Here is an 18,071-nt window from a genome sequence, read left to right as displayed (position 1 = left end):
TTCAGTCGTTGGTGTGGTTGGTGACCGGGCTCTTCGGGGCGGCGTGCTTGGGGGCATCCTCCGCCGGCGTGGCCGTGCGGTTGCGGCGCTTCGCGAGGAAGTACTCCACGACCATCGGGATCAGCGAGATCAGCACCAGCAGGATCAGCGCCGACTCGAGATGGTTGTGGATGAACTTCACGTTGCCGAGCGCGTGGCCGAGCAGGGTGATGCCGGTCGCCCACAGGACGGCTCCGATGCCGGTCCAGAGGAAGAACTTCTTCGGCTCCATCCTGCCCGCGCCGGCCACGACCGTGATGAAGGTCCGCACGATCGGCACGAACCGGCCCAGCACCAGGGCGCGCGGGCCGTACCGCTCGAAGAACTCGTGCGTCTGCACGAGGTACTTCGGTTTCAGGAACCGGGCGTTCGGGTTCGTGAACAGCGTCGTACCGAGCGCTCGGCCGATGTAGTAGCCGGAGACGTTGCCGAGGAACGCGGCGACGGTCAGGATCACACAGGCGAGCCACAGCGGGACGTTGATGGTCCCGGCCGCGATGAACAGGCCGACGGCGAACAGCAGTGAGTCGCCGGGCAGGATCGGGAACAGCAACCCGCACTCGATGAACACGACCAGAGCCGTCCCCCAGAGGGCCCAGTCACCCAGCCAGTGCAGCAGGTATTCCGGATCCATCCAGTTCGGCATCAGCATCGCGGCAAGAGAGAGCACGCGGACAGGGTAGCGTCCCGAACTGTGCAACAGCTGAGTGGCGATGATCTTCGCGGTGCGGACACGGTCGGTCCGAACGAGGTCGGTGTCGGCCCGTGGCAGGGCGAGCAGCCGGATGATCCGCGCCTGGATCCGGAGCTGCTGGCGGCCGGCGACCGGCGGAACGTGGTGGATCGGTACCGGTACTGGAAGCTCGAGGCGATCGTCGCGGACCTCGACACGCAGCGGAACCCGTTCCACGTCGCGATCGAGAACTGGCAGCACGACCTGAACATCGGCTCGGTCGTCCGGACAGCAAACGCATTCCTCGCCGCCGAGGTACACATCGTCGGCAACCGGAAGTGGAACCGCCGCGGCGCAATGGTGACCGACCGCTACCAACACGTGCGGCACCACCCTCGCCTGGCGGACCTCGCGTCGTACGCCGCTGAGCGTGAGCTGCCCGTGATCGGTATCGACAACCTGCCTGGCGCTGTCCCGTTGGAGACCTTCGAGCTGCCGCGCGGCTGCGTGCTCCTCTTCGGCCAGGAGGGGCCGGGTCTCACGCCGGAGGCCCACGAGTCCTGCAGTGCCGTCCTCTCGATCGCCCAGTTCGGCTCGACCCGCTCGATCAACGCCAGCGCCGCCGCCGCGATCGCCATGCACGCGTGGATCCGGCGGCACACCTTCGGTCAGTCGTCCCGAGCGTAGTCAGGAGACCTGATGTGGGCTGATCATGCGATCTGGTGGCAGGTCTATCCGCTCGGGTTCTCGGGGGCGGCCGCTCATCGCTTGCGGAAGCTGGAGGACTGGCTGGAGTACGCCGTCGAGCTTGGTTGCTCAGGGCTACTACTTGGGCCGGTGTTCGCGTCGGAGACGCACGGGTACGACACCGTGGATCATTTCCGGATCGACCCACGGCTCGGTGACGACGAGGACTTCGACCGGCTCGTGGCCGCGGCTCACGCTCGCGGTCTGCGCGTCGCGCTCGACGGAGTCTTCAACCACGTCGCCCGTTCCTTCGATGCGCCGGCCGACTGGTTCCGTCGCGGGCCGGACGGCACGGTTGACACCTTCGAAGGTCACGAGCACCTGGTCGCGCTCGACCACAGTCAGCCGGCGGTCGCGCAGTACGTGAGAGACGTTCTGACGCACTGGCTAGATCGCGGTGTGGACGGTTGGCGGCTCGACGCGGCGTACGCCGTACCACCCGACTTCTGGCGCGCTGTGCTGCCGCGTGAGCGGTTCCCGGACGCGTGGTTCTTCGGTGAGGTGATCCACGGCGACTACGTCGGATACGTCGCCAAGAGCGGCCTTGACTCGGTCACGCAGTACGAGCTGTGGAAGGCGATCTGGAGCTCGCTCAACGACGGCAACTTCTTCGAGCTCTCGTACGCCCTTGGCCGGCATGACGAACTGCTCGACAGCTTCGTGCCGCAGACGTTCGTCGGCAACCACGATGTGACCCGGATCGCGACCCGGCTGGAGGATGAGCGGCACCTCGGTCATGCGCTGGCGATCCTGTTCGCGGTCGGCGGCGTACCGAGCATCTACTACGGCGACGAGCAGGCGTTCCAGGGGTTGAAGGAGGACCGGGCCGGCGGTGACGACGCGATCCGGCCGGCCTTCCCGGATGCGCCGGCTGGACTGGCGTCGTACGGCTGGCCGACGTACCGGTTGCACCAGCGCTTGATCGGCGTACGGCGGCGCAACGCGTGGCTGACCCGCGGTCGGACGGCGGTCGAGCATCTAACCAACCAGTTGGTTGCCTTGCGGACCGTCGGGGACTCCGGCTCCGTGGTGCTCCTGCTCAACATCTCGGACCAGGCTGAGCGGTTCCCGGTGGATGCGACCGGACTGACGGTCGGCGCGCAACCCGAGGCCGGTGTACCTGAGGGTGATCCGTTGCTGGTGCCGGCGCACAGCTGGAGATTCCTGACGAGTCCGTAACCTCCGCCCGGGGTCCCGCGTTGTCCCGGTACGACAGAAGTGAGGCTTCTCGACCAAAGTCAGCCCCAACTCGGGCGGGGCGGCGTGCATCGTGCATGTCGTACTGGGTTTGTGACGGGAACATGGGGGTTGTTGATGAATGCTTTGTGGGACGAATTGATTCATGAGTTAGGGACCGTGCGCGCCTTGAGCGCGGCGGCTCTGGAGGCGCGCACGGAAACGTCCCGGGTCGCGCTGATCACGCTGCTGGACGCCGAGACCGCGGAGATCTCGGCGATCCTCGACCGGATTCTCCGGGAGGCCCAGCAGACGTCAGCGGCCTAGCAGCGTGCCGAGCGCCTGGCGCAGGGCTTCGGTGGGCTCGTCGGGCTGCTCGAAGGCGCGGTAGGCGATGTGCGCGTCCGGCCGGACCAGCAGACAGCCACCGTCCGGGATCTCGCGCACCCGTGACCAGTCGCCGTACAGGTCCTCGAGCTCATGGCCCGGGCCGATCACGAACGCTTCGACCGGTACGCCGAGCTGCTCGGACACCGTCTGCGCGGCCTTCACCCACGCGCCCCCGCCGATCCCGGTGAGCAGCGTGAACCGGCCCTTGCCGACCACGTCCAGCGTGCTGACGGTCTCCGATCCGCGCGTCAGCCAGCAGTGCGGGATCCGGGCGCCGGGCCACGTCGTCGGGTGGTAGTACAGCTCCTCGTCCCGGTCGTACGCCGGTTCCGGCGTACCATCGCCGATCACGGCGGCCGAGTGGTACCGCTGGCCGAGCTCCACGCCGTGCGCGTTGAACTCGTAGTCCTTCAGTTCGATCGCGGTGCGCAACTCCTCGCGCTGCGCGGTGCCTTCCGGGGTGTCGTCCTTGCGCGACTCGATCGTCCGTCCGGCCGGCGCGTCCGGCGTCATCCCGAGTGCGCGGAAGATCTGGCCGAACTGGGTCCGGCTCTTGTTCGCCCGTTCGACGATCTGCCGCGCGATCGGTGTCCGCTCCTCGTCGTACGTCCGGAGGAGTTCGGGCGCGGCCTGGCCCTTCAGCACCAGCGCGAGTTTCCAGGCCAGGTTGTACGCGTCCTGGATCGAGGTGTTCGAGCCGAGGCCGTTGCTCGGCGGATGCCGGTGGATCGCGTCGCCCATGCAGAACACGCGGTTGACGCTGGCCCTTTCGGCGTACATGTGGTTGACGCTCCAGACCGACGTACCTTTCAGCTTCACGTCGATGGTGTCGTCGCCGACCAGCTTGTGCACGATCTCGGTCGCCATCGCCTCGTCGACCATCGGTGCGGGCTGGGTGATGTCGTAGCCCCAGACGATCAGCCACTCGTTCCACGGCCGGACCATGCGGATCAGGCCGGCCCCGATCCCGCCGATCTGGGCACCCGGCTGGAGCACCCAGTACAGGACGCTCGGGCGATGTGCGACGTACCGGGAGAGGTCGGCCTCGAAGACGATGTTCATGGAGCCCTCAATGTCCATCGAGCCCGCCATCGGCAGCCCGATGTCCTCGGCGACCTTGCTGCGCCCGCCGTCCGCGCCGATCAGGTACTTCGCGCGGATCTGGTATGTCGTGTCGCTCAGCCGGTCCCGGACCGTGGCGGTCACTCCGTCGTCGTCCTGCTCCAGCGAGAGGTACTCGGTGTTGAACCGGAGTCGGGCACCACGGCTGGCCGCCGTACTGACCAGGATCGGCTCGAACAGTGTCTGCGGCAGGTCGCAGGGGAGGGTCGGACTCGCCTCGGTGTAGTCGGCCAGTCGGCGCGGATGCGTGCCCCAGGTGCGGATCCGGCCGATCTCCTCGCCGGCCAGGCTGGTGCAGAACGCAGTCTCGCCCATCAGGTGATGGGCGGTGCCCTTGTCGACGACCTGGTCCTCGATGCCCATGTCCCGCATCAGTTCGATCGTGCGCTGGTTGGTGATGTGCGCGCGGGGTGTGTTGGCGGTCCAGCCGTAGCGGGACAGCACGACGTTGTCGACGCCGTACGTGGACAGGAAGAGCGAGGCGGCGCCGCCGGCCGGACCGCTGCCGACGATGAGGACATCTGTGGTGATCACTGCTGCGTCTCCTCGGTGGTGGCGAGCACCAGGTCGTAGCTGACGGAGTAGTAGGGCTGGTCCGGGGTCTTTCCATCGGGTGCCCGGCTGCCGGCCGGGTGCTCGGTGAACTCAGCGATCAACGAGTCCTTGACGCCGAAGACCGCGTCGTTGCCGAGGTACTCGTCACCTGCCACGAAGACGTGCGTGATCAGCCGCGCGTACCCGGGTGCAGTGACCATGAAGTGGATGTGGGCCGGGCGCATCGGACCGCGGCCGCCGGCCCGGAGGAGCTCGCCGACCGGGCCGTCGTCCGGGATCGGGTAGGCGACCGGCTTCACCGCCCAGAACGAATAGTTGCCGTCGGCATCGGTTGTCAGATGGCCGCGGTTCTGCGGTCCCTCGACATCCTTCTGGACGTCGTAGAAGCCTTCCTCGTCGGCCTGCCAGGTCTCGACCAGAGCTCCGGCGATCGGCTCGCCCTTGGTGTTCAGGACGCGGCCGCTCACCAGGCACGGCTGTCCGGGGGCGCCGTTCGCGACGTCGCCGCCGAGTTGCACCTCGGGCGATCCCTCGACGAAGAACGGGCCGAACACGGTCGACTGGGTGGCCTCCGGCGGCTTGCGGTTGCCGAGGCCGACGGTGAGCATCGACAGCCCGAGGACGTCGGCCAGCAGCACGAACTCCTGCCGGGTGCCGGTGGAGATCTGGCCGGTCCGGGTGAGGAAGTCGATCGCGGTGAAGTACTCGTCCTCGGTCAGGTCCACCTCCCGCGCGAAAGCATGCAGGTGCCGCACGAGGGCGCTCATCACGGTTCTGGTGCGTGGGTTCGCGCTGCCGCCGAAGCTGGCCACCACCGCCTCGGTCAGGTCGTCGCCTTGCAGATCCATCCGGTTGCTCCTCATACCTCTCGGCTACCTGGCTCTCGGCTGCCTGGCCGGGTCCCGGCCCAGGCGCGGGTGAGAATCTCTTCCACGAGTTCTTCGGTCACGGGGATCGGGTTGGCCGTCGGCTGGAACGCGCGCGCGGCCTCCCTCGCCTGCTCCCGGCTCAGCCCCAGCTCCCGCAAGCTCGTCGGGACTCCCGCCGCGGCGAACAGGTCGAACAGACCGCCGGCCAGCTCGTCCGTCTGCAGCGCTTCCTCCAGACGTGCCTTGGCTCTCGGTACTGCGGGCGCGTTGAAGTGAGTGACCTGGGGGAGTACCGCGGCGTGGGTCTCGGCGTGCGGGAGGTTGTAGGTGCCGCCGAGCAGATGGCAAAGCTTGTGATGCAGTCCGGTGCCGGCTGTCGCGAGCGCGGATCCGCCGAGGCAAGCGCCGTACAGAAGGTTGCTCCGAGCATCCAAATCGGTCGGGTCCGCGAGGACCTGCTTGAGTCCTAGAGTGAGGGCCCGGAGGCCTTCGACCGCCGTCGTCTCGGTGATCGGATCGGCCTTGGGAGTCCAGACCGCTTCCACACAATGCGCGATCGCATTGGCCACACTCGCCGCCGTCACCTTCTTCGGCAGATGCTGGCTCAACACAGGATCGTAAACAACGACCCTCGGCAGCACCCGCAGATCCGTCCCCGTCGTCTTACTCCCACCCGCCGTCTCACCCCACACCGGCGTCATCTCAGACCCCGCATAAGTCGTAGGCACCGCAACAATCACCACCCCACCGGCCGCCCCACCGGTCAGCCCGCTCACCGGGGCACCTGCCGGCTCACCGGTCAGGCCGCCCACCGGCGCGCCCGCTGGCTCACCGGTCAACCCGGACGCCGGCCCAACAGTCGCCCCGCTGGGGCTGCCGGCCGCCGGCCCGCTTGGGGTCTCGCCGCTTGCCGGCCCACTGGTCAGTGCGACTGCTTTGGCCAGGCCGATTGCGGATCCGCCGCCGATGGCCACGATTCCGTCGGCACCGATCTCCCGCGCCTTGTCCCGGGCTGCCTCGGCGACCTCGGTCGGCACATGCTGAGCCACCCCATCTATCCGCCCCGCGAACCGATCGCCCAACTCCACCTCGACCACGTCAGCCGCATCCCGCGCCGACCTGGTCGCCACCACGAGCGCCCGCCGGACGCCCAGCAGCTCCACCTCGCCGGCGACCTGGTCGAGCGTCCCCGCGCCGAACACCACCCGCCCTGGCAGGAACGTGTGCACGAAACCCGACTCACCCATCGACGACCTCTGGGCGGAGGAGTCGGCGCAGGGCGATCACCCCGAGGGCGTCAGGGAGGAGAACTGGACGTGGCATCTGCTGCTCCGCTAGGATTTCGCTGAGCGAATAGTTCTTCTTTCAACGAAAAGTAGGCTAGCCGATGGCGAGTGAGGCGTCTACAGGCACGTTTCTCCAAGGCCTGGAGCGCGGGCTCGCCGTGATCCGCGCGTTCTCGGCCGACGCGCCGTCGCTGACGCTGAGCGAGGTGGCGCGCTCCGTCGGGATCACCCCCGCGACGGCCCGGCGGATCCTGCTCACGCTGGAGGAGCTCGGATACGTCCGCAGCGACAGCCGCCGGTTCTCGCTCACTCCGCGCGTACTCGCACTCGGCTGGGCCTACCTGGCCTCGCTGGACCTCGGCGAACTCGCCGGCCCGTTCATGGAGGAGCTGAGCGCCAAGACTCGCGAGTCCTGCTCGATCGCGACCCTCGACCTCCCGGACATCGTGTACGTCGCCCGCGTACCGACCAGCCGCATCATGACCGTCGCCCTCGGCGTCGGCGCCCGCCTCCCCGCCTACCCGACCTCCATGGGCCGAGTCCTCCTCGCAGGCCTCGCCGACGACGAGCTCACGGCGTACCTCGCAACCCTCCAGGCCGAGTCCCTCACCGCCCGCACGGTCACGTCTGCCGACAAGCTGCGCGAGACCGTCAGCCGAGCCCGTGCGGATGGGTTCGCACTGGTCGATCAGGAGCTGGAGCTCGGTCTCCGCTCGATCGCCGCGCCCATCCACAACTCCCGTGGGCGCACCATTGCCGCGCTCAACGTCTCGGCTCACGCGTCTCGCTCGACGCCCGCGTCACTCCGTGCCGACGTCCTGCCGCATCTCCAAGCCGCCGCCGACCAGATCACCACGGCACTGACGCACCGCGGCCATCTGTAGGAGTCAGGCGTTGTTCAGCCGGTGCAGCAGTTCGGCGTCGAGACTGATCTCGACGGCGTCCAGCGCCTCGTCGAGCTGCGCTACGGACGAGGCTCCGAACAGGGGGATGACGAACGGGTCCTGGTGCAGCATCCAGGCCAGGACGACCTGGTTCGTGGTGACGCCGAGCTCCTGTGCGACCTGGCGGAGCGCCTCGAACCGCAGGGAGGCGGTCGGATGCGCGTAGCCGCGCACAGCCGGGAGTGGCCGCTCCGGACGGCTGTAAGCCCCGGCCAGGAGCGGGCTGTAGGCCACCAGGGTCATGTCCCGGTGTTCGCTGAGGTAGTCGAGATGCTCGATCCCGGCGTGCGAGAAGTGCGGGGTACCGAGGCGCTCGACGCCGGTCAGTGGCAACGGACTGGGCCAGAGGTAGGTGTAGTGCTGCTGGATCACCGAATACGGCTCGACACCCTGGTCCTGGGCCAGCCGGCGTGCGCGTTCCAGCCGCCAGCTGGTGGTGTTGCTGCAGCCGATCACATCGACGACGCCTTCAGCAGCGAGCCGCCCGAACGCACCGACGGTCTCCTCGAGTGGAGTGGAGCGGTTGTCGATGTGCGCGTAGAACAGGTCGATGCGGTCGACGCCCAGCCGGGTGAGACTCTCCTTGGCGGCAGCTTCGATGACCGGCGCGCTGAGTCCTTCCCAGTGCGCGTCGCCCGGGTCGCCGGGCTTGGTCGTCCTGGCGCCGCACTTCGTGGCGATGACCAACTGGTCGCGAGTGCCTCGGGAACTCATCCAGTGCCCGAGCAACTCTTCACTCCGGCCGGCGTCTCCACCCCATTGCCCGTAGTTGTTGGCGGTGTCGACGAACGTCCCGCCGGCCTCGACGAATCGATCGAGGATCGTGGTCGCCGTGTCCGGGTCCGTCGACGTACCGAAGTTCATCGTCCCCAGACACAGCGCACTGACGGTCCGCCGGCCACCAATGGTTCTGTACAACATGCATTACTCCCTCGGTTCGGAGATGCTAGGCCGATACTGCGGGGGACTGGCGGGACCCGCGGTAGGCGGCGATCTTGCGGTTGATGATGTCCAGGTCGCTGTGGAGGTTGGCGATGTGGTCCAGGACCCGGTCGCGGTGCTCCTCCAGCAGCTGTATGCGCTGTGGCTCGGTGGCGTCGCCGGCCTTGGCGAGCTCGGCGTAGCGGAGCATCTCACTGATCGGCATGCCGGTTGCACGCAGGCGCATCAGGACAGACAGGCGCCGCAGGTCGGTCCGCGCGTACTGCCGACGGCCGGCGTGGTCGCGGGCGACGCCCTCCAGCAGGCCGACACGCTCGTACCAGCGCAGTGTGTCGATCGACAAGCCGGTCATCGTGGCGACTTGCCCCACGGTGAGCGGTCCGCCGACCTTCGGGACGAGTTCGTCGATCCCACAGTTTTCCACGTTCGGTGATTGATCGTTCACGCCGTCCAGCTTTCCCCCTGGAGTGCACTCCAGGTCAAGCCTTTTCGCGATCAGCCTTTCAGACCGGCCAGGATCTCGAGGTAGTGCGGGTTGCTCATGATCCCGATCAGGTTACCGAACGGATCGACCACCGACGCGGTGCGGAACCCAGTGTTGTTGCCACGTTCAACGATCCCCTCGTTCAGTCTGGCCCCCAGCTCCAGCAGGCGCTCGAGCTCGCCCTCCAGGTCGTCGACGTGCCACGAGACGATCGCGCCCGACGGCCCGTTGCCCACCTGGTGCGGTGCGTACTTCGCGTCGATGATCCCCAGCTCACACTGGAAGTCACCGAACCTGAACTCGACGTACGCCGGCTCCTCCGCCGACGGCACCGCGTAGTACGCCTCGATCCCCAACAGCTTCGAGTACCACTCCCGCGCGGCCTTCACGTCGGCGGCGTAAAAACTGACGGTCGCAAATCCTCGCAACATCTCGGTGGCCCTTCCTCGGTGTTCCCGGTTGATGACCACCACCCTCCCAGCCAAAGTGCTCACCGAATGAGCACTTTGACCGGAGACTTCTGCGAGAGCGTCAGTCGGTCTGGGTGACCTTGCGGAGCCCTCGGGGGGCGTCGGGGTTGAGGCCCAGTTTGCGGGCGAGGGATTCGATGGCTCGTTGGGCCGGGATGATCAGGGCGAGCGGGGCGAGGGTCTCGGGGAGGTCCGGGCCTGGGAGGTTGACGTCGCATCGGGACGCGAAGGTGGAGTCGCCGCCGATGCCGAGGATCTTGCTGCCCTTCTCGCGAACGATGCCGGCGAGCTCGGTCATGCCAGGCAGGGCGGGACCCTCGCCAGCTGCGACCAGGATGGTGACCAGGTCGGCGTCGACGACCGCGATCGGGCCGTGCTTCAGGTCGGCGTACGACAGGCCACGGACCGGCTGCAGACAGGTCTCTTCCAGCTTGAGGGCCACCTCGAGTGTCGTGCCGAAGGTGAGTCCGCGTCCGCTCGCGAGGACGTCGTGCGCTCCGGCGAGCAGGTCCGCGGCTGCCTCGACGGACCCCGACAGCATCTTCGACGCCGCGTCCGGAACTCGGGCGATGTCCGCGTCCAGCGTCCCGGGCCGCTGTGCCAGCGCGTCGACGGCAACCGTGATCGCGGCGAGTTGGGTCGTATAGGTCTTGGTCGCCGGTACGGCGAGCTCCTGCCCGGCTTGGGTGATCAGCGCGACGTCGGCCGTCGACGCCAACGGGCTGTCGCCGTCGTTGGTGATGCCGACGATCGCGGCGCCGTTGCGCTTGGCCCACTCCGCGGTGTCGACGATCTCCTGGGTCGCGCCCGACTGGCTGACCGCGACCACCAGGGAGTTCGACAGGTCGAGGTTGGCGCCGTACAGAGTGGCCACCGAGGGAGCGGCCAGCGACGCCTGCCGGCCGGCGTGGATCTCGGTCAGGTAGCGGCCATAGACACCCGCGTTGTCCGACGACCCCCGGGCCACGAAGATCACGTGCCGGCGTCCCGCGGCCAGTCGCGTGATGTCGTGCCGCAGCGGCAGAACGTGCTCGAACGTCGCGGCCAGCGCGGCCGGCTGCTCGGCGATCTCGCGCGCCATCTGAGTTTCCTGGGCGGGGACAGACACCACTACGATCACTGGTCCTATCTGGTCTTAACAGGTATGCTGCGCACGATAGCAGTGAGCGGCGTCCCGGGGCACCCCCGAGGGCCGCCCAGGTCTGGAGGATCGAGATTCGATGGTGGCGACCAAGCGGGCCCAGGTCCGATCGGTACTGGAACGGCTGATCGATGTCGAGCTGCACCCCGGGGACCCGATCCCTTCCGAACGGGCCCTGGTGGACAAGCTGAACGTCTCCCGGGTGACCGTCCGGCAGGCGATCAGCGACCTGGTCGAGTCCGGCGCCCTGGAACGCGTGCACGGCAAGGGTACGTTCGTCACCGGTCCGCAGGTCGACTCCCAGCTGCACCTCACCTCGTTCTCCCGGGAGATGCGCGCCCGCGGCCTGGAGCCCGGCACGGTCGTGCTGTCGGCTACCGAGATCGAGGCCTCCGACGAGACCGCGAAGGGCCTGCGGGTCGCCAAGGGCACCAAGGTGATCCGGGTCGAACGGCTCCGCACCGCCGACGCCTCGCCGATGGCGTACGAGGTCGGCTACTACCCGTCCGCGCTCTTCCCCGGCCTGCTCGGCCGTGAGCTCGGCACCCTGTACGACGTCTTCGCCAGCGAGTACGACGTCGTCGTCACCTCCGGTGAGCAGACCGTCCGGGCGGACAACGCCGACGGTCATGTCGCCCGGGTGCTCGGCGTGGCCAGGCGGGCACCCCTGCTGGTCCTCGAGCGCACCACCTTCGCCGGCCGCAAGGTCGTCGAACTGTCCTGGTCGGCCTACCGCGCCGACCGTTACCGGCTGCACATGGCCCTGACCCCGCGCGGCCCGAGAACCGGGTCCGCCTGAGCGACAGCGGCCGGTTGCGGGAACGACGCCGGAACCGGGGCCGACTCCCGGACCGGCCGTCACATCCTGGACATGCGGCCGCAACGAACTGGATCTGTCCTGTTCATCAACTGGTCTGCATCGCTGCCGATCGCTCCCTGGCCGCCTGGCCGGCTCGGCAGGCGGGCCGCCGGATCCGACGAAGTACCCGGTGGCCATACTGGAGCTCAACCCACAGTTCTTTTGTTGTGAGGAGTACCGCGAGACATGCCTATTGCCACCCCTGAGGTCTACGCCGAGATGCTGGACAAGGCCAAGCAGAACCGCTTCGCCTACCCGGCCATCAACGTCAGCTCCTCGCAGACGCTGATCGCCGCGATCCGCGGTTTCGCCGAGGCGGGCTCGGACGGCATCGTCCAGGTCTCCACCGGCGGTGCGGAGTACCTGTCCGGGTCGACCGTGAAGAACATGGTCACCGGTTCGGTCGCGCTGGCGGCCTACGCGCACGAGGTCGCCAAGAACTTCCCGGTGAACATCGCGCTGCACACCGACCACTGCCCGAAGGACAAGCTGGACGGCTTCGTCCGGCCGCTCCTGGAGATCTCCGCCGAGCGCGTCGCCCGCGGCGAGAACCCGCTGTTCCAGTCGCACATGTGGGACGGCTCGGCGGTCCCGCTGACCGAGAACCTGGAGATCGCCAAGGACCTGCTGGCCAAGGCGGCCGCGGCGAAGATCGTGCTGGAGATCGAGGTCGGTGTCGTCGGTGGCGAGGAGGACGGCGTCGCGAACGAGATCAACGAGAAGCTCTACACCACCGTCGAGGACGGCCTGGCCACGGTCGAGGCGCTCGGCACGGGTGAGAACGGCCGCTACATCACCGCGCTGACCTTCGGCAACGTGCACGGCGTCTACAAGCCGGGCGCGGTCAAGCTCCGGCCGGAGATCCTGAAGGAGATCCAGGACCAGGTCGGCGCGAAGGTCGGCAAGGAGCGCCCGTTCGACCTGGTGTTCCACGGTGGGTCCGGCTCGACGCTGGAGGAGATCCGGGCCGCGGTCGACAACGGCGTGATCAAGATGAACGTCGACACCGACACGCAGTACGCGTTCACCCGGCCGGCCGCGGGCCACATGTTCAGCAACTACGAAGGTGTGCTGAAGGTGGACGGGGACGTCGGCAACAAGAAGGCCTACGACCCGCGCGCCTGGGGCAAGCTGGCCGAAGAGGGCATGGCGAAGCGCGTCGGCGAGGCCTGCGAGAGCCTCCGCTCCACGGGTACGTCGCTGAACGGCTGACATCGGATCCTCCTAAGGGTCTTCGAGGGGGCTCACCGCTGCGTGCGGTGGGCCCCCTCACTCACATCCGGGCGCGGGCGAGGTGGAACTGCCGGACGCCGGTACGGCGGGATGCTCGGGTGAAGGTGGCGCGGACTCGGTCGATGACGGCGGGTGGGTCGTTGAGGTCGGCCCAGGAGATCCAGCAGCGCTCGACCGGTTGCGGAGCGGTCGGATCGGAGATCGGTGCGGGTGCTGGTGGCTCGTCTTCATCCGGCTCGAACTCGTCGCACCAGAAGGGGAAACGCGGCTCGAAGTCCAGCACGGTGCGTTCCTCGGGGAACCACAGCGAGCTGGTCTCCGGATCGGCCGGGTCAGGCGCGTCCGGGGTCGGGCACAGCGCGGGGGCCGGGAATCCGGCTTCCGCGAGGATGAAGCGGAGGCGTGATTCGGCGACGGACGCCGATTCCGTGCAGGCGTGGGATACCACCGCGAGGGCGCGTTCGTCCCCGTGGTCTTGGACCGCGCGTTTCAGCGAGCGTCTGGTGACGAGACCGGAGTACAGAGCGGCTTCGGTCAGGACGACGGCGGGCGTTGTGGGGGCGGTCGCGGCGACCTCGACGATCGCGCGGGCGGGGGAGACCATCCGGAGCTTGTTCCAGAGCTGCATGCCGGGGCCGACGGGATCGCGGATGTGGCGGTGGACGCCGCCGACGCAGCCCGATCGGCCGGCCGACGCGGTCACGTGCACGCGGGACAGGTCGAGGCCCCAGAGTGGCAGCGCATGCAGTGCCGCGGCGGACTGGTGGCTGGCGTAGACGTTGGGCCCGCCTGAGCGGAGCACGCGATGCACCTTGCGCAGGTGGAGAACTTCATCGGTGACGAGGATCAGGGAACGACGCTCGGCATAGGTGCCCGGCCGGATCCGGCGCCAGCCGCCGCTGTCCAGCAGGGAGTCGATATCGGGGTCGGGGTAGCCGCAGGCCCGCGCATCGGCACGGGTGAACACGCCGCCCCGGATGGAGGCCATGACGGAGAGTTGAGGGTTCATGCCCTAGAAACTGCCGTGATCGAACCCCGCCCAGAACAACGACTTCAAATCTGTGGAGAACCTGGGGATCCCCGATGGCGGAGTGCCCTGAGCGCAGTAGGGGGCTGGATTCGGGCATGAAAAAAGCCCGTCATTTGTCTATGACGAGCTCCGCGCGGGTTGGTACCCAGGGTTGCCAGAGGAGCGGCATGTTGGCCTCGGCGGGTGTGCGATTGCCTTTCCGCTCGTTGCAGGAGGCATGGGCGGCCACGGCGTTCAGCCACTCGGTGCGGCCGCCCCTGGATCTGGGTTGGACATGGTCCATGGTGTCGGCGTTGTCCAGACCGCAGTACGCACACCGGAACTTGTCCCGCCGCAGCACACCGTGCTTGCTGTACTTCATCCGGCCGGCCGCGTACCGCCAGTGGGTGACGACGTACCGGACCAGGCGCAGCACGCGTGGAACCGGAAAAGGGCCGATGGTCCGCTCGCCGTGCGCCTCTTCCACCACTGCGACCTCGCGGACCAGCATCCGGATGGCGTGCTGGATCGACACGGTGTGCAGCGGCTCGTATGACGCGTTCAGGACTATGACGCTCATCCGGTGCCTCCTTCCGGCCGTAGCTGGGAACCACGGCGGCTATGACGCAGGGTCTCAAGCATCCGTGGCCGGTCGGTGAACGGTCAACGGATTTCGTCAGACGGTCACGTTCCGGTACGGCTGCGTGATCGGCGAAGATGTGCTTATGGAATTGAACAATCTGCTCTCAGGTCCTCCCGAGACACTACTCCCCGTCGACCCGGCCGCGGCGGAACTCGCCGCCGGGGCAGCGGCAGTGGACGTCGCCGCCAAGTTCCCGACCTCGTCGCTGGCCTGGGGGGTGCTGGCCGAGGCGGCGCTGGCAGACGGACGCACGATCGAGGCGTACGCGTACGCGCGGACCGGATACCACCGCGGCCTGGACCTGCTCCGGCGCAACGGCTGGAAGGGTCACGGGCCGGTCCCGTGGGAGCACGAGCCCAACCGCGGGTTCCTGCGCTGCCTGGCCGCGCTCGGGAAGGCGGCCGCGCTCATCGACGAGAAGGACGAGGCCGAGCGCTGCGCGACCTTCCTGCGCGATTCGTCACCCACCGCGGCCGATGTCCTGAGCTGAACCTGGTTGTCGGGCCGATCACTCGACGGCATGATCCGTCGAGTGATCAGCCCATATGCGCAGGACGGATTCAGAGTCGGCTTCGACTGGGGCCCGGTAGGGGCTGAGGTGGTCGCCGGCTCGCTCGTCGCAGTCGTGGACGTGCTGTCGTTCACCACGGCCGTGACGGTCGCGGCCGATCGCGGCATCGAGGTATACCCGTACCGCTGGCGCGACGAGACCGCCGTTGCCTACGCCAAGCAGTACGACGCCGTGCTCGCAGTCGGACGATCCGAGGCGGGACCGGGTGACGTGAGCTTGTCGCCGGTCACCATCCGCCAATCAACCGGAGTCCAGCGATTGGTGCTGCCGTCGCCCAACGGCTCGACCATCGCGCAACAACTCAGTGACAGCGGAGCCACAGTCATCGCGGTGTCGCTGCGCAACCGGGCCGCGGCCGCCGCGTGGGTGAACGAGCGCTGCGCCGAGGACCCGGACCTCAAGGTGGTCGCCATCGCGGCAGGTGAGCGGTGGAAGGACGGCTCACTCAGGCCGGCGGTCGAGGATCTCTGGGGTGCCGGCGGCTTCCTGAGCGCTCTGCAGTTAGACGGGTTGTCGCCGGAGGCGCGGGCGGCGAAGGCGGCGTACGACGCTGTGGCGAATGAGCTCCCGGTTGTGCTGCACGACTGCGCCGGCGGGCGCGAACTCACGCAGTACGGCTTCCCCGAGGATGTGGCGATCGCGGCCGAGGTCGACAGCAGTCGGTCAGTGCCCGTGCTGCGGGACGGTAAGATGAGCACGTCAACCTGAACCACGAGGTTTCTGCCCGTTGACAGAGCCGGCAGGCGGCGAGCGTCCCCGCTTCCTGCCGAACATGGACGGTTGTAGGCGGACGGACAGACCGGTGAAGCAGGACGCCCACGGTCGGGTCCCCGCCCCTTCGGGCAGCGGAAGGTCTCACCGTGCCGGCACTCACCGGACGGATCAGCACGCCCACAACCACCTACGCAGCGGTACTGCGTACCCCCGGGGCGTGGAAGTTCTACTTGGCGGCGGCACCGGCTCGCATCGGTATCGCCATGACCGGCCTGGGCATCGTCTGGCTGGTCCACGGATCGACCGGCTCGTACGCCGCGGCCGGCAGCGTGACGGGTGGGTTCGCGGTCGCCGAGGCGCTGGCAGGTCCGCAGGTCGCCCGCCTCATCGACCGTTTCGGGCAGACCCGAATGCTGCCGATCACGCTGCTCGCTCACGCCGCCGCAGTCGCTCTGTTGATCGGCCTCACTGTCTCGGACGCACCACTCTGGTCGCTCATCATGGCGGGTGTCGTGGCAGGCGGATCACTCCCGCAGTTGGGTGCGCAGACTGCAGCTCGCTGGTCGCATGCACTGCGTGGCACGCCACTGCTCTCGTCAGCCTTCGCTCTGGAATCGCTGAGTGTCGGAGTCGCGTTCATGGTCGGCCCAGGCCTCGTCGGCACAGTCAGTGCCTTCGGCAGTCCGGTCGCAGGGTCTGTACTCGCGACGAGTCTCCTGCTGACGGGAGGCCTCTTGCTGGCGGTGCAACGTCGTACGGCGCCACCGGCCGGCCCACGTAGTCAGCACGAACGCTCAAAACGCCTGCTACACAAGCGATTCGCGGGACTGGTCGGGACGAACATCGGCATCGGCCTCTTCTTCGGCAGCATGCAGGTGTCGGTCACGGCCTTCGCAGTCGCGAGAGGCACGCCGGGTCTGGCCGGACCGCTCTACAGCATCACCAGTCTGGTCAGCCTGTTCGCCGGACTCGCCTATGGTGCAAGGCGCTGGCGTACAGCTCCGCAGACGCAGCTCGTCATCGTGCTGGTCGGTCTCACCGTGGCCTGCGTGCCGCTGATCGCGGTGCAGAGTCCTCTCGCCGCGGCTTTCGCTTTGGCACTACCTGGCTTGGCGATTGCGCCGTTCCAGACGCTCTCGGCCGTTTTGGCCGAGTCCTCGGTGGAGCCCGCCGTACTCACGCAGGCGTTCACCTGGCTGAACTCAGGGGCCGCGGCGGGGATCGCTCTCGGAGCAGCGTTCGCAGGTCGCGTCGTCGATAGCCACAGTGCGCAGTACGGCTTCGTTGTCGCGCTGGCGGCCACGCTGGTCGCGACGGCGACGGCTGTGACGGTAAAGCTCAGCGGTAGGTGATCTGGCGTTCGGCCGCGGCTCTGGTCGCGTACTCGGCCGGAGTCAGGCCGATCTGCTGCTTGAACTCCTTGGAGAAGTGAGCCTGGTCGAAGTAGCCGAGTGAGGCAGACAGCTCCGCCAGCTCGACTACTTCGCCCTGGGCGAGCAACTCCGCGCCGTCGTGCAGGCGGTAGCGGCGGAGCACCCATTTCGGACCCACACCGACATAGCGACGGAACAACCGCTGCAGTGTCCGGATCGGGATGCCGAACCGCTCGGTGATCTGGTCCACCCGCGCCACGGACCGATCCGTCGACATCGCCGTGACGATCTCCCGGACCAGTTCGTACGACGGATCCGGCGGCGCCAGGTGGTCCCGGAGAAACGCCTCGATCACCGCACGACGCCGTACGTCGGACTCCTCGGCGAACACCAGGTCCGCAAGCCGGTCGCCGTCGGGGAATACCGCGGTCAGCGGCAGCACCTGGTCGCGGAACGACGCCACGTCCAGCCCGGTCACCGCACCGAATCCACCAGCCCAGAACTTCACCCCGAACGCGCGGCCCCGCCCGACGAGTTCGCGCTCGAACTTGCGTGTGCAGACCCCGTTCACGAACGCGCCGCCCGGCTGTTCGAAGGTGACGTTGACGCTCGGGAACGGCAGCACCTCGGCCGTGTACGGCTCGTCCAGGTCCCACTCGACGATCCAGTACCACTCCACGAACCGGCCGACCTCCCGGCCGGCCGCGAGGCGGCTCAGCGAGCGGTGGCGGGCCTGCTCCCGCGGGTGCAGGATGCCCTTCTCGCTGTCCGGCGGTGGTGTGCTCACACTGGCTGTCGCTTTCTTACAAGACCGGTACGGCGTCCTTGCCG

At 68.0% G+C, this 18,071-nt stretch carries 20 protein-coding genes; 9 read left to right on the top strand and 11 right to left on the bottom strand.

Annotation, left to right across the window (positions count from 1 at the left end; translation table 11 throughout):
* Position 1: 1 nt before the first annotated feature.
* Positions 2 to 709, bottom strand: a complete 708-nt coding sequence (locus OG876_RS09740) for a DedA family protein (protein ID WP_328524466.1) — start codon at positions 707 to 709, stop codon at positions 2 to 4.
* A gap of 24 nt (positions 710 to 733) precedes the next feature.
* Here OG876_RS09740 and OG876_RS09735 point away from each other — a divergent pair, with 24 nt between their 5' ends.
* From OG876_RS09735 to OG876_RS09725, 3 genes are all read left to right on the top strand, one after another.
* Positions 734 to 1,399, top strand: a complete 666-nt coding sequence (locus tag OG876_RS09735) for a TrmH family RNA methyltransferase (RefSeq protein ID WP_328524465.1) — start codon at positions 734 to 736, stop codon at positions 1,397 to 1,399.
* A 12-nt stretch (positions 1,400 to 1,411) separates the two neighbouring features.
* The gene (locus OG876_RS09730) at positions 1,412 to 2,638 is read left to right on the top strand and encodes an alpha-amylase family glycosyl hydrolase (RefSeq protein ID WP_328524464.1); all 1,227 of its coding nucleotides are present in this window, start codon (positions 1,412 to 1,414) and stop codon (positions 2,636 to 2,638) included.
* A gap of 186 nt (positions 2,639 to 2,824) precedes the next feature.
* A complete protein-coding gene (locus OG876_RS09725; protein ID WP_328524463.1) occupies positions 2,825 to 2,962 on the top strand; it encodes a hypothetical protein in 138 nt (45 codons plus the stop codon).
* Here the strand turns inward: OG876_RS09725 and OG876_RS09720 are convergent.
* Genes OG876_RS09720 through OG876_RS09710 form a run of 3 tightly spaced genes read right to left on the bottom strand, consistent with a single transcriptional unit; the run spans position 2,951 to position 6,818 of the window.
* Positions 2,951 to 4,681, bottom strand: coding sequence for an FAD-dependent oxidoreductase (locus OG876_RS09720; protein ID WP_328524462.1), 1,731 nt, complete (start codon positions 4,679 to 4,681; stop codon positions 2,951 to 2,953). The two genes, OG876_RS09725 and OG876_RS09720, sit on opposite strands and share 12 nt — an antisense overlap.
* Entirely contained in the window at positions 4,678 to 5,550 is an 873-nt protein-coding gene (locus tag OG876_RS09715) for an intradiol ring-cleavage dioxygenase (RefSeq protein ID WP_328524461.1), read from the bottom strand. The genes OG876_RS09720 and OG876_RS09715 overlap by 4 nt, the downstream gene beginning before the upstream one ends.
* An 11-nt stretch (positions 5,551 to 5,561) precedes the next feature.
* A complete protein-coding gene (locus OG876_RS09710) occupies positions 5,562 to 6,818 on the bottom strand; it encodes a maleylacetate reductase (RefSeq protein WP_328524460.1) in 1,257 nt (418 codons plus the stop codon).
* A 140-nt stretch (positions 6,819 to 6,958) separates the two neighbouring features.
* On the opposite strand from OG876_RS09710, the gene OG876_RS09705 reads away from it, so the two are divergent.
* The gene (locus OG876_RS09705; RefSeq protein ID WP_328524459.1) at positions 6,959 to 7,741 is read left to right on the top strand and encodes an IclR family transcriptional regulator domain-containing protein; all 783 of its coding nucleotides are present in this window, start codon (positions 6,959 to 6,961) and stop codon (positions 7,739 to 7,741) included.
* Between the two features lie 3 nt (positions 7,742 to 7,744).
* Here OG876_RS09705 and OG876_RS09700 read toward each other — a convergent pair whose 3' ends face one another.
* From OG876_RS09700 to OG876_RS09685, 4 genes are all read right to left on the bottom strand, one after another.
* Positions 7,745 to 8,722, bottom strand: coding sequence for an aldo/keto reductase (locus OG876_RS09700; protein WP_328524458.1), 978 nt, complete (start codon positions 8,720 to 8,722; stop codon positions 7,745 to 7,747).
* A 25-nt stretch (positions 8,723 to 8,747) separates the two neighbouring features.
* Positions 8,748 to 9,188, bottom strand: a complete 441-nt coding sequence (locus tag OG876_RS09695) for a MerR family transcriptional regulator (RefSeq protein ID WP_328524457.1) — start codon at positions 9,186 to 9,188, stop codon at positions 8,748 to 8,750.
* A gap of 50 nt (positions 9,189 to 9,238) precedes the next feature.
* Entirely contained in the window at positions 9,239 to 9,658 is a 420-nt protein-coding gene (locus tag OG876_RS09690; RefSeq protein WP_328524456.1) for a VOC family protein, read from the bottom strand.
* Between the two features lie 100 nt (positions 9,659 to 9,758).
* Positions 9,759 to 10,778: an SIS domain-containing protein gene (locus OG876_RS09685; RefSeq protein ID WP_328524455.1), complete on the bottom strand. Its 1,020-nt coding sequence runs from the start codon at positions 10,776 to 10,778 to the stop codon at positions 9,759 to 9,761.
* 139 nt (positions 10,779 to 10,917) lie between these two features.
* On the opposite strand from OG876_RS09685, the gene OG876_RS09680 reads away from it, so the two are divergent.
* On the top strand, positions 10,918 to 11,637 hold the full coding sequence (locus tag OG876_RS09680; RefSeq protein WP_131363764.1) for a GntR family transcriptional regulator: 720 nt from the start codon (positions 10,918 to 10,920) through the stop codon (positions 11,635 to 11,637).
* 246 nt (positions 11,638 to 11,883) lie between these two features.
* Entirely contained in the window at positions 11,884 to 12,909 is a 1,026-nt protein-coding gene (fbaA, locus tag OG876_RS09675) for a class II fructose-bisphosphate aldolase (protein WP_328524454.1), read from the top strand.
* A 61-nt stretch (positions 12,910 to 12,970) separates the two neighbouring features.
* On the opposite strand, the gene OG876_RS09670 is transcribed toward fbaA, so the two are convergent.
* Both OG876_RS09670 and OG876_RS09665 read right to left on the bottom strand, forming a co-directional pair.
* Complete coding sequence (locus tag OG876_RS09670; RefSeq protein WP_328524453.1) at positions 12,971 to 13,918, bottom strand: type IV toxin-antitoxin system AbiEi family antitoxin domain-containing protein; 948 nt, start codon at positions 13,916 to 13,918, stop codon at positions 12,971 to 12,973.
* 151 nt (positions 13,919 to 14,069) lie between these two features.
* A complete protein-coding gene (locus OG876_RS09665; protein ID WP_328524452.1) occupies positions 14,070 to 14,519 on the bottom strand; it encodes an HNH endonuclease in 450 nt (149 codons plus the stop codon).
* A 145-nt stretch (positions 14,520 to 14,664) separates the two neighbouring features.
* Here OG876_RS09665 and OG876_RS09660 point away from each other — a divergent pair, with 145 nt between their 5' ends.
* From OG876_RS09660 to OG876_RS09650, 3 genes are all read left to right on the top strand, one after another.
* Positions 14,665 to 15,072, top strand: coding sequence for a DUF3151 domain-containing protein (locus OG876_RS09660; RefSeq protein ID WP_328524451.1), 408 nt, complete (start codon positions 14,665 to 14,667; stop codon positions 15,070 to 15,072).
* A 42-nt stretch (positions 15,073 to 15,114) separates the two neighbouring features.
* Entirely contained in the window at positions 15,115 to 15,861 is a 747-nt protein-coding gene (locus OG876_RS09655; RefSeq protein WP_328524450.1) for a 2-phosphosulfolactate phosphatase, read from the top strand.
* Between the two features lie 152 nt (positions 15,862 to 16,013).
* The gene (locus OG876_RS09650) at positions 16,014 to 17,219 is read left to right on the top strand and encodes an MFS transporter (protein ID WP_328524449.1); all 1,206 of its coding nucleotides are present in this window, start codon (positions 16,014 to 16,016) and stop codon (positions 17,217 to 17,219) included.
* Here OG876_RS09650 and OG876_RS09645 read toward each other — a convergent pair.
* On the bottom strand, positions 17,206 to 18,027 hold the full coding sequence (locus tag OG876_RS09645) for an AraC family transcriptional regulator (RefSeq protein ID WP_328524448.1): 822 nt from the start codon (positions 18,025 to 18,027) through the stop codon (positions 17,206 to 17,208). The genes OG876_RS09650 and OG876_RS09645 overlap by 14 nt on opposite strands.
* Positions 18,028 to 18,071: the final 44 nt, after the last annotated feature.

This window comes from Kribbella sp. NBC_00359 (genome assembly GCF_036097425.1).
Classification (GTDB): Bacteria; Actinomycetota; Actinomycetes; order Propionibacteriales; family Kribbellaceae; genus Kribbella.
This window is presented reverse-complemented; position numbering and strand designations above follow the sequence as displayed.

Excerpts from the sequence above, each read along its gene's own strand:
- OG876_RS09665 (WP_328524452.1), bottom strand. The coding sequence starts at position 14,519 with ATGAGCGTCATAGTCCTGAACGCGTCATACGAGCCGCTGCACACCGTG.
- OG876_RS09700 (WP_328524458.1), bottom strand. The coding sequence starts at position 8,722 with ATGTTGTACAGAACCATTGGTGGCCGGCGGACCGTCAGTGCGCTGTGT.
- OG876_RS09660 (WP_328524451.1), top strand. The coding sequence starts at position 14,665 with ATGGAATTGAACAATCTGCTCTCAGGTCCTCCCGAGACACTACTCCCC.
- OG876_RS09705 (WP_328524459.1), top strand. The coding sequence starts at position 6,959 with ATGGCGAGTGAGGCGTCTACAGGCACGTTTCTCCAAGGCCTGGAGCGC.
- OG876_RS09690 (WP_328524456.1), bottom strand. The coding sequence starts at position 9,658 with ATGTTGCGAGGATTTGCGACCGTCAGTTTTTACGCCGCCGACGTGAAG.
- fbaA (WP_328524454.1), top strand. The coding sequence starts at position 11,884 with ATGCCTATTGCCACCCCTGAGGTCTACGCCGAGATGCTGGACAAGGCC.
- OG876_RS09685 (WP_328524455.1), bottom strand. The coding sequence starts at position 10,778 with ATGGCGCGCGAGATCGCCGAGCAGCCGGCCGCGCTGGCCGCGACGTTC.
- OG876_RS09680 (WP_131363764.1), top strand. The coding sequence starts at position 10,918 with ATGGTGGCGACCAAGCGGGCCCAGGTCCGATCGGTACTGGAACGGCTG.
- OG876_RS09710 (WP_328524460.1), bottom strand. The coding sequence starts at position 6,818 with ATGGGTGAGTCGGGTTTCGTGCACACGTTCCTGCCAGGGCGGGTGGTG.
- OG876_RS09715 (WP_328524461.1), bottom strand. The coding sequence starts at position 5,550 with ATGGATCTGCAAGGCGACGACCTGACCGAGGCGGTGGTGGCCAGCTTC.
- OG876_RS09670 (WP_328524453.1), bottom strand. The coding sequence starts at position 13,918 with ATGGCCTCCATCCGGGGCGGCGTGTTCACCCGTGCCGATGCGCGGGCC.
- OG876_RS09730 (WP_328524464.1), top strand. The coding sequence starts at position 1,412 with ATGTGGGCTGATCATGCGATCTGGTGGCAGGTCTATCCGCTCGGGTTC.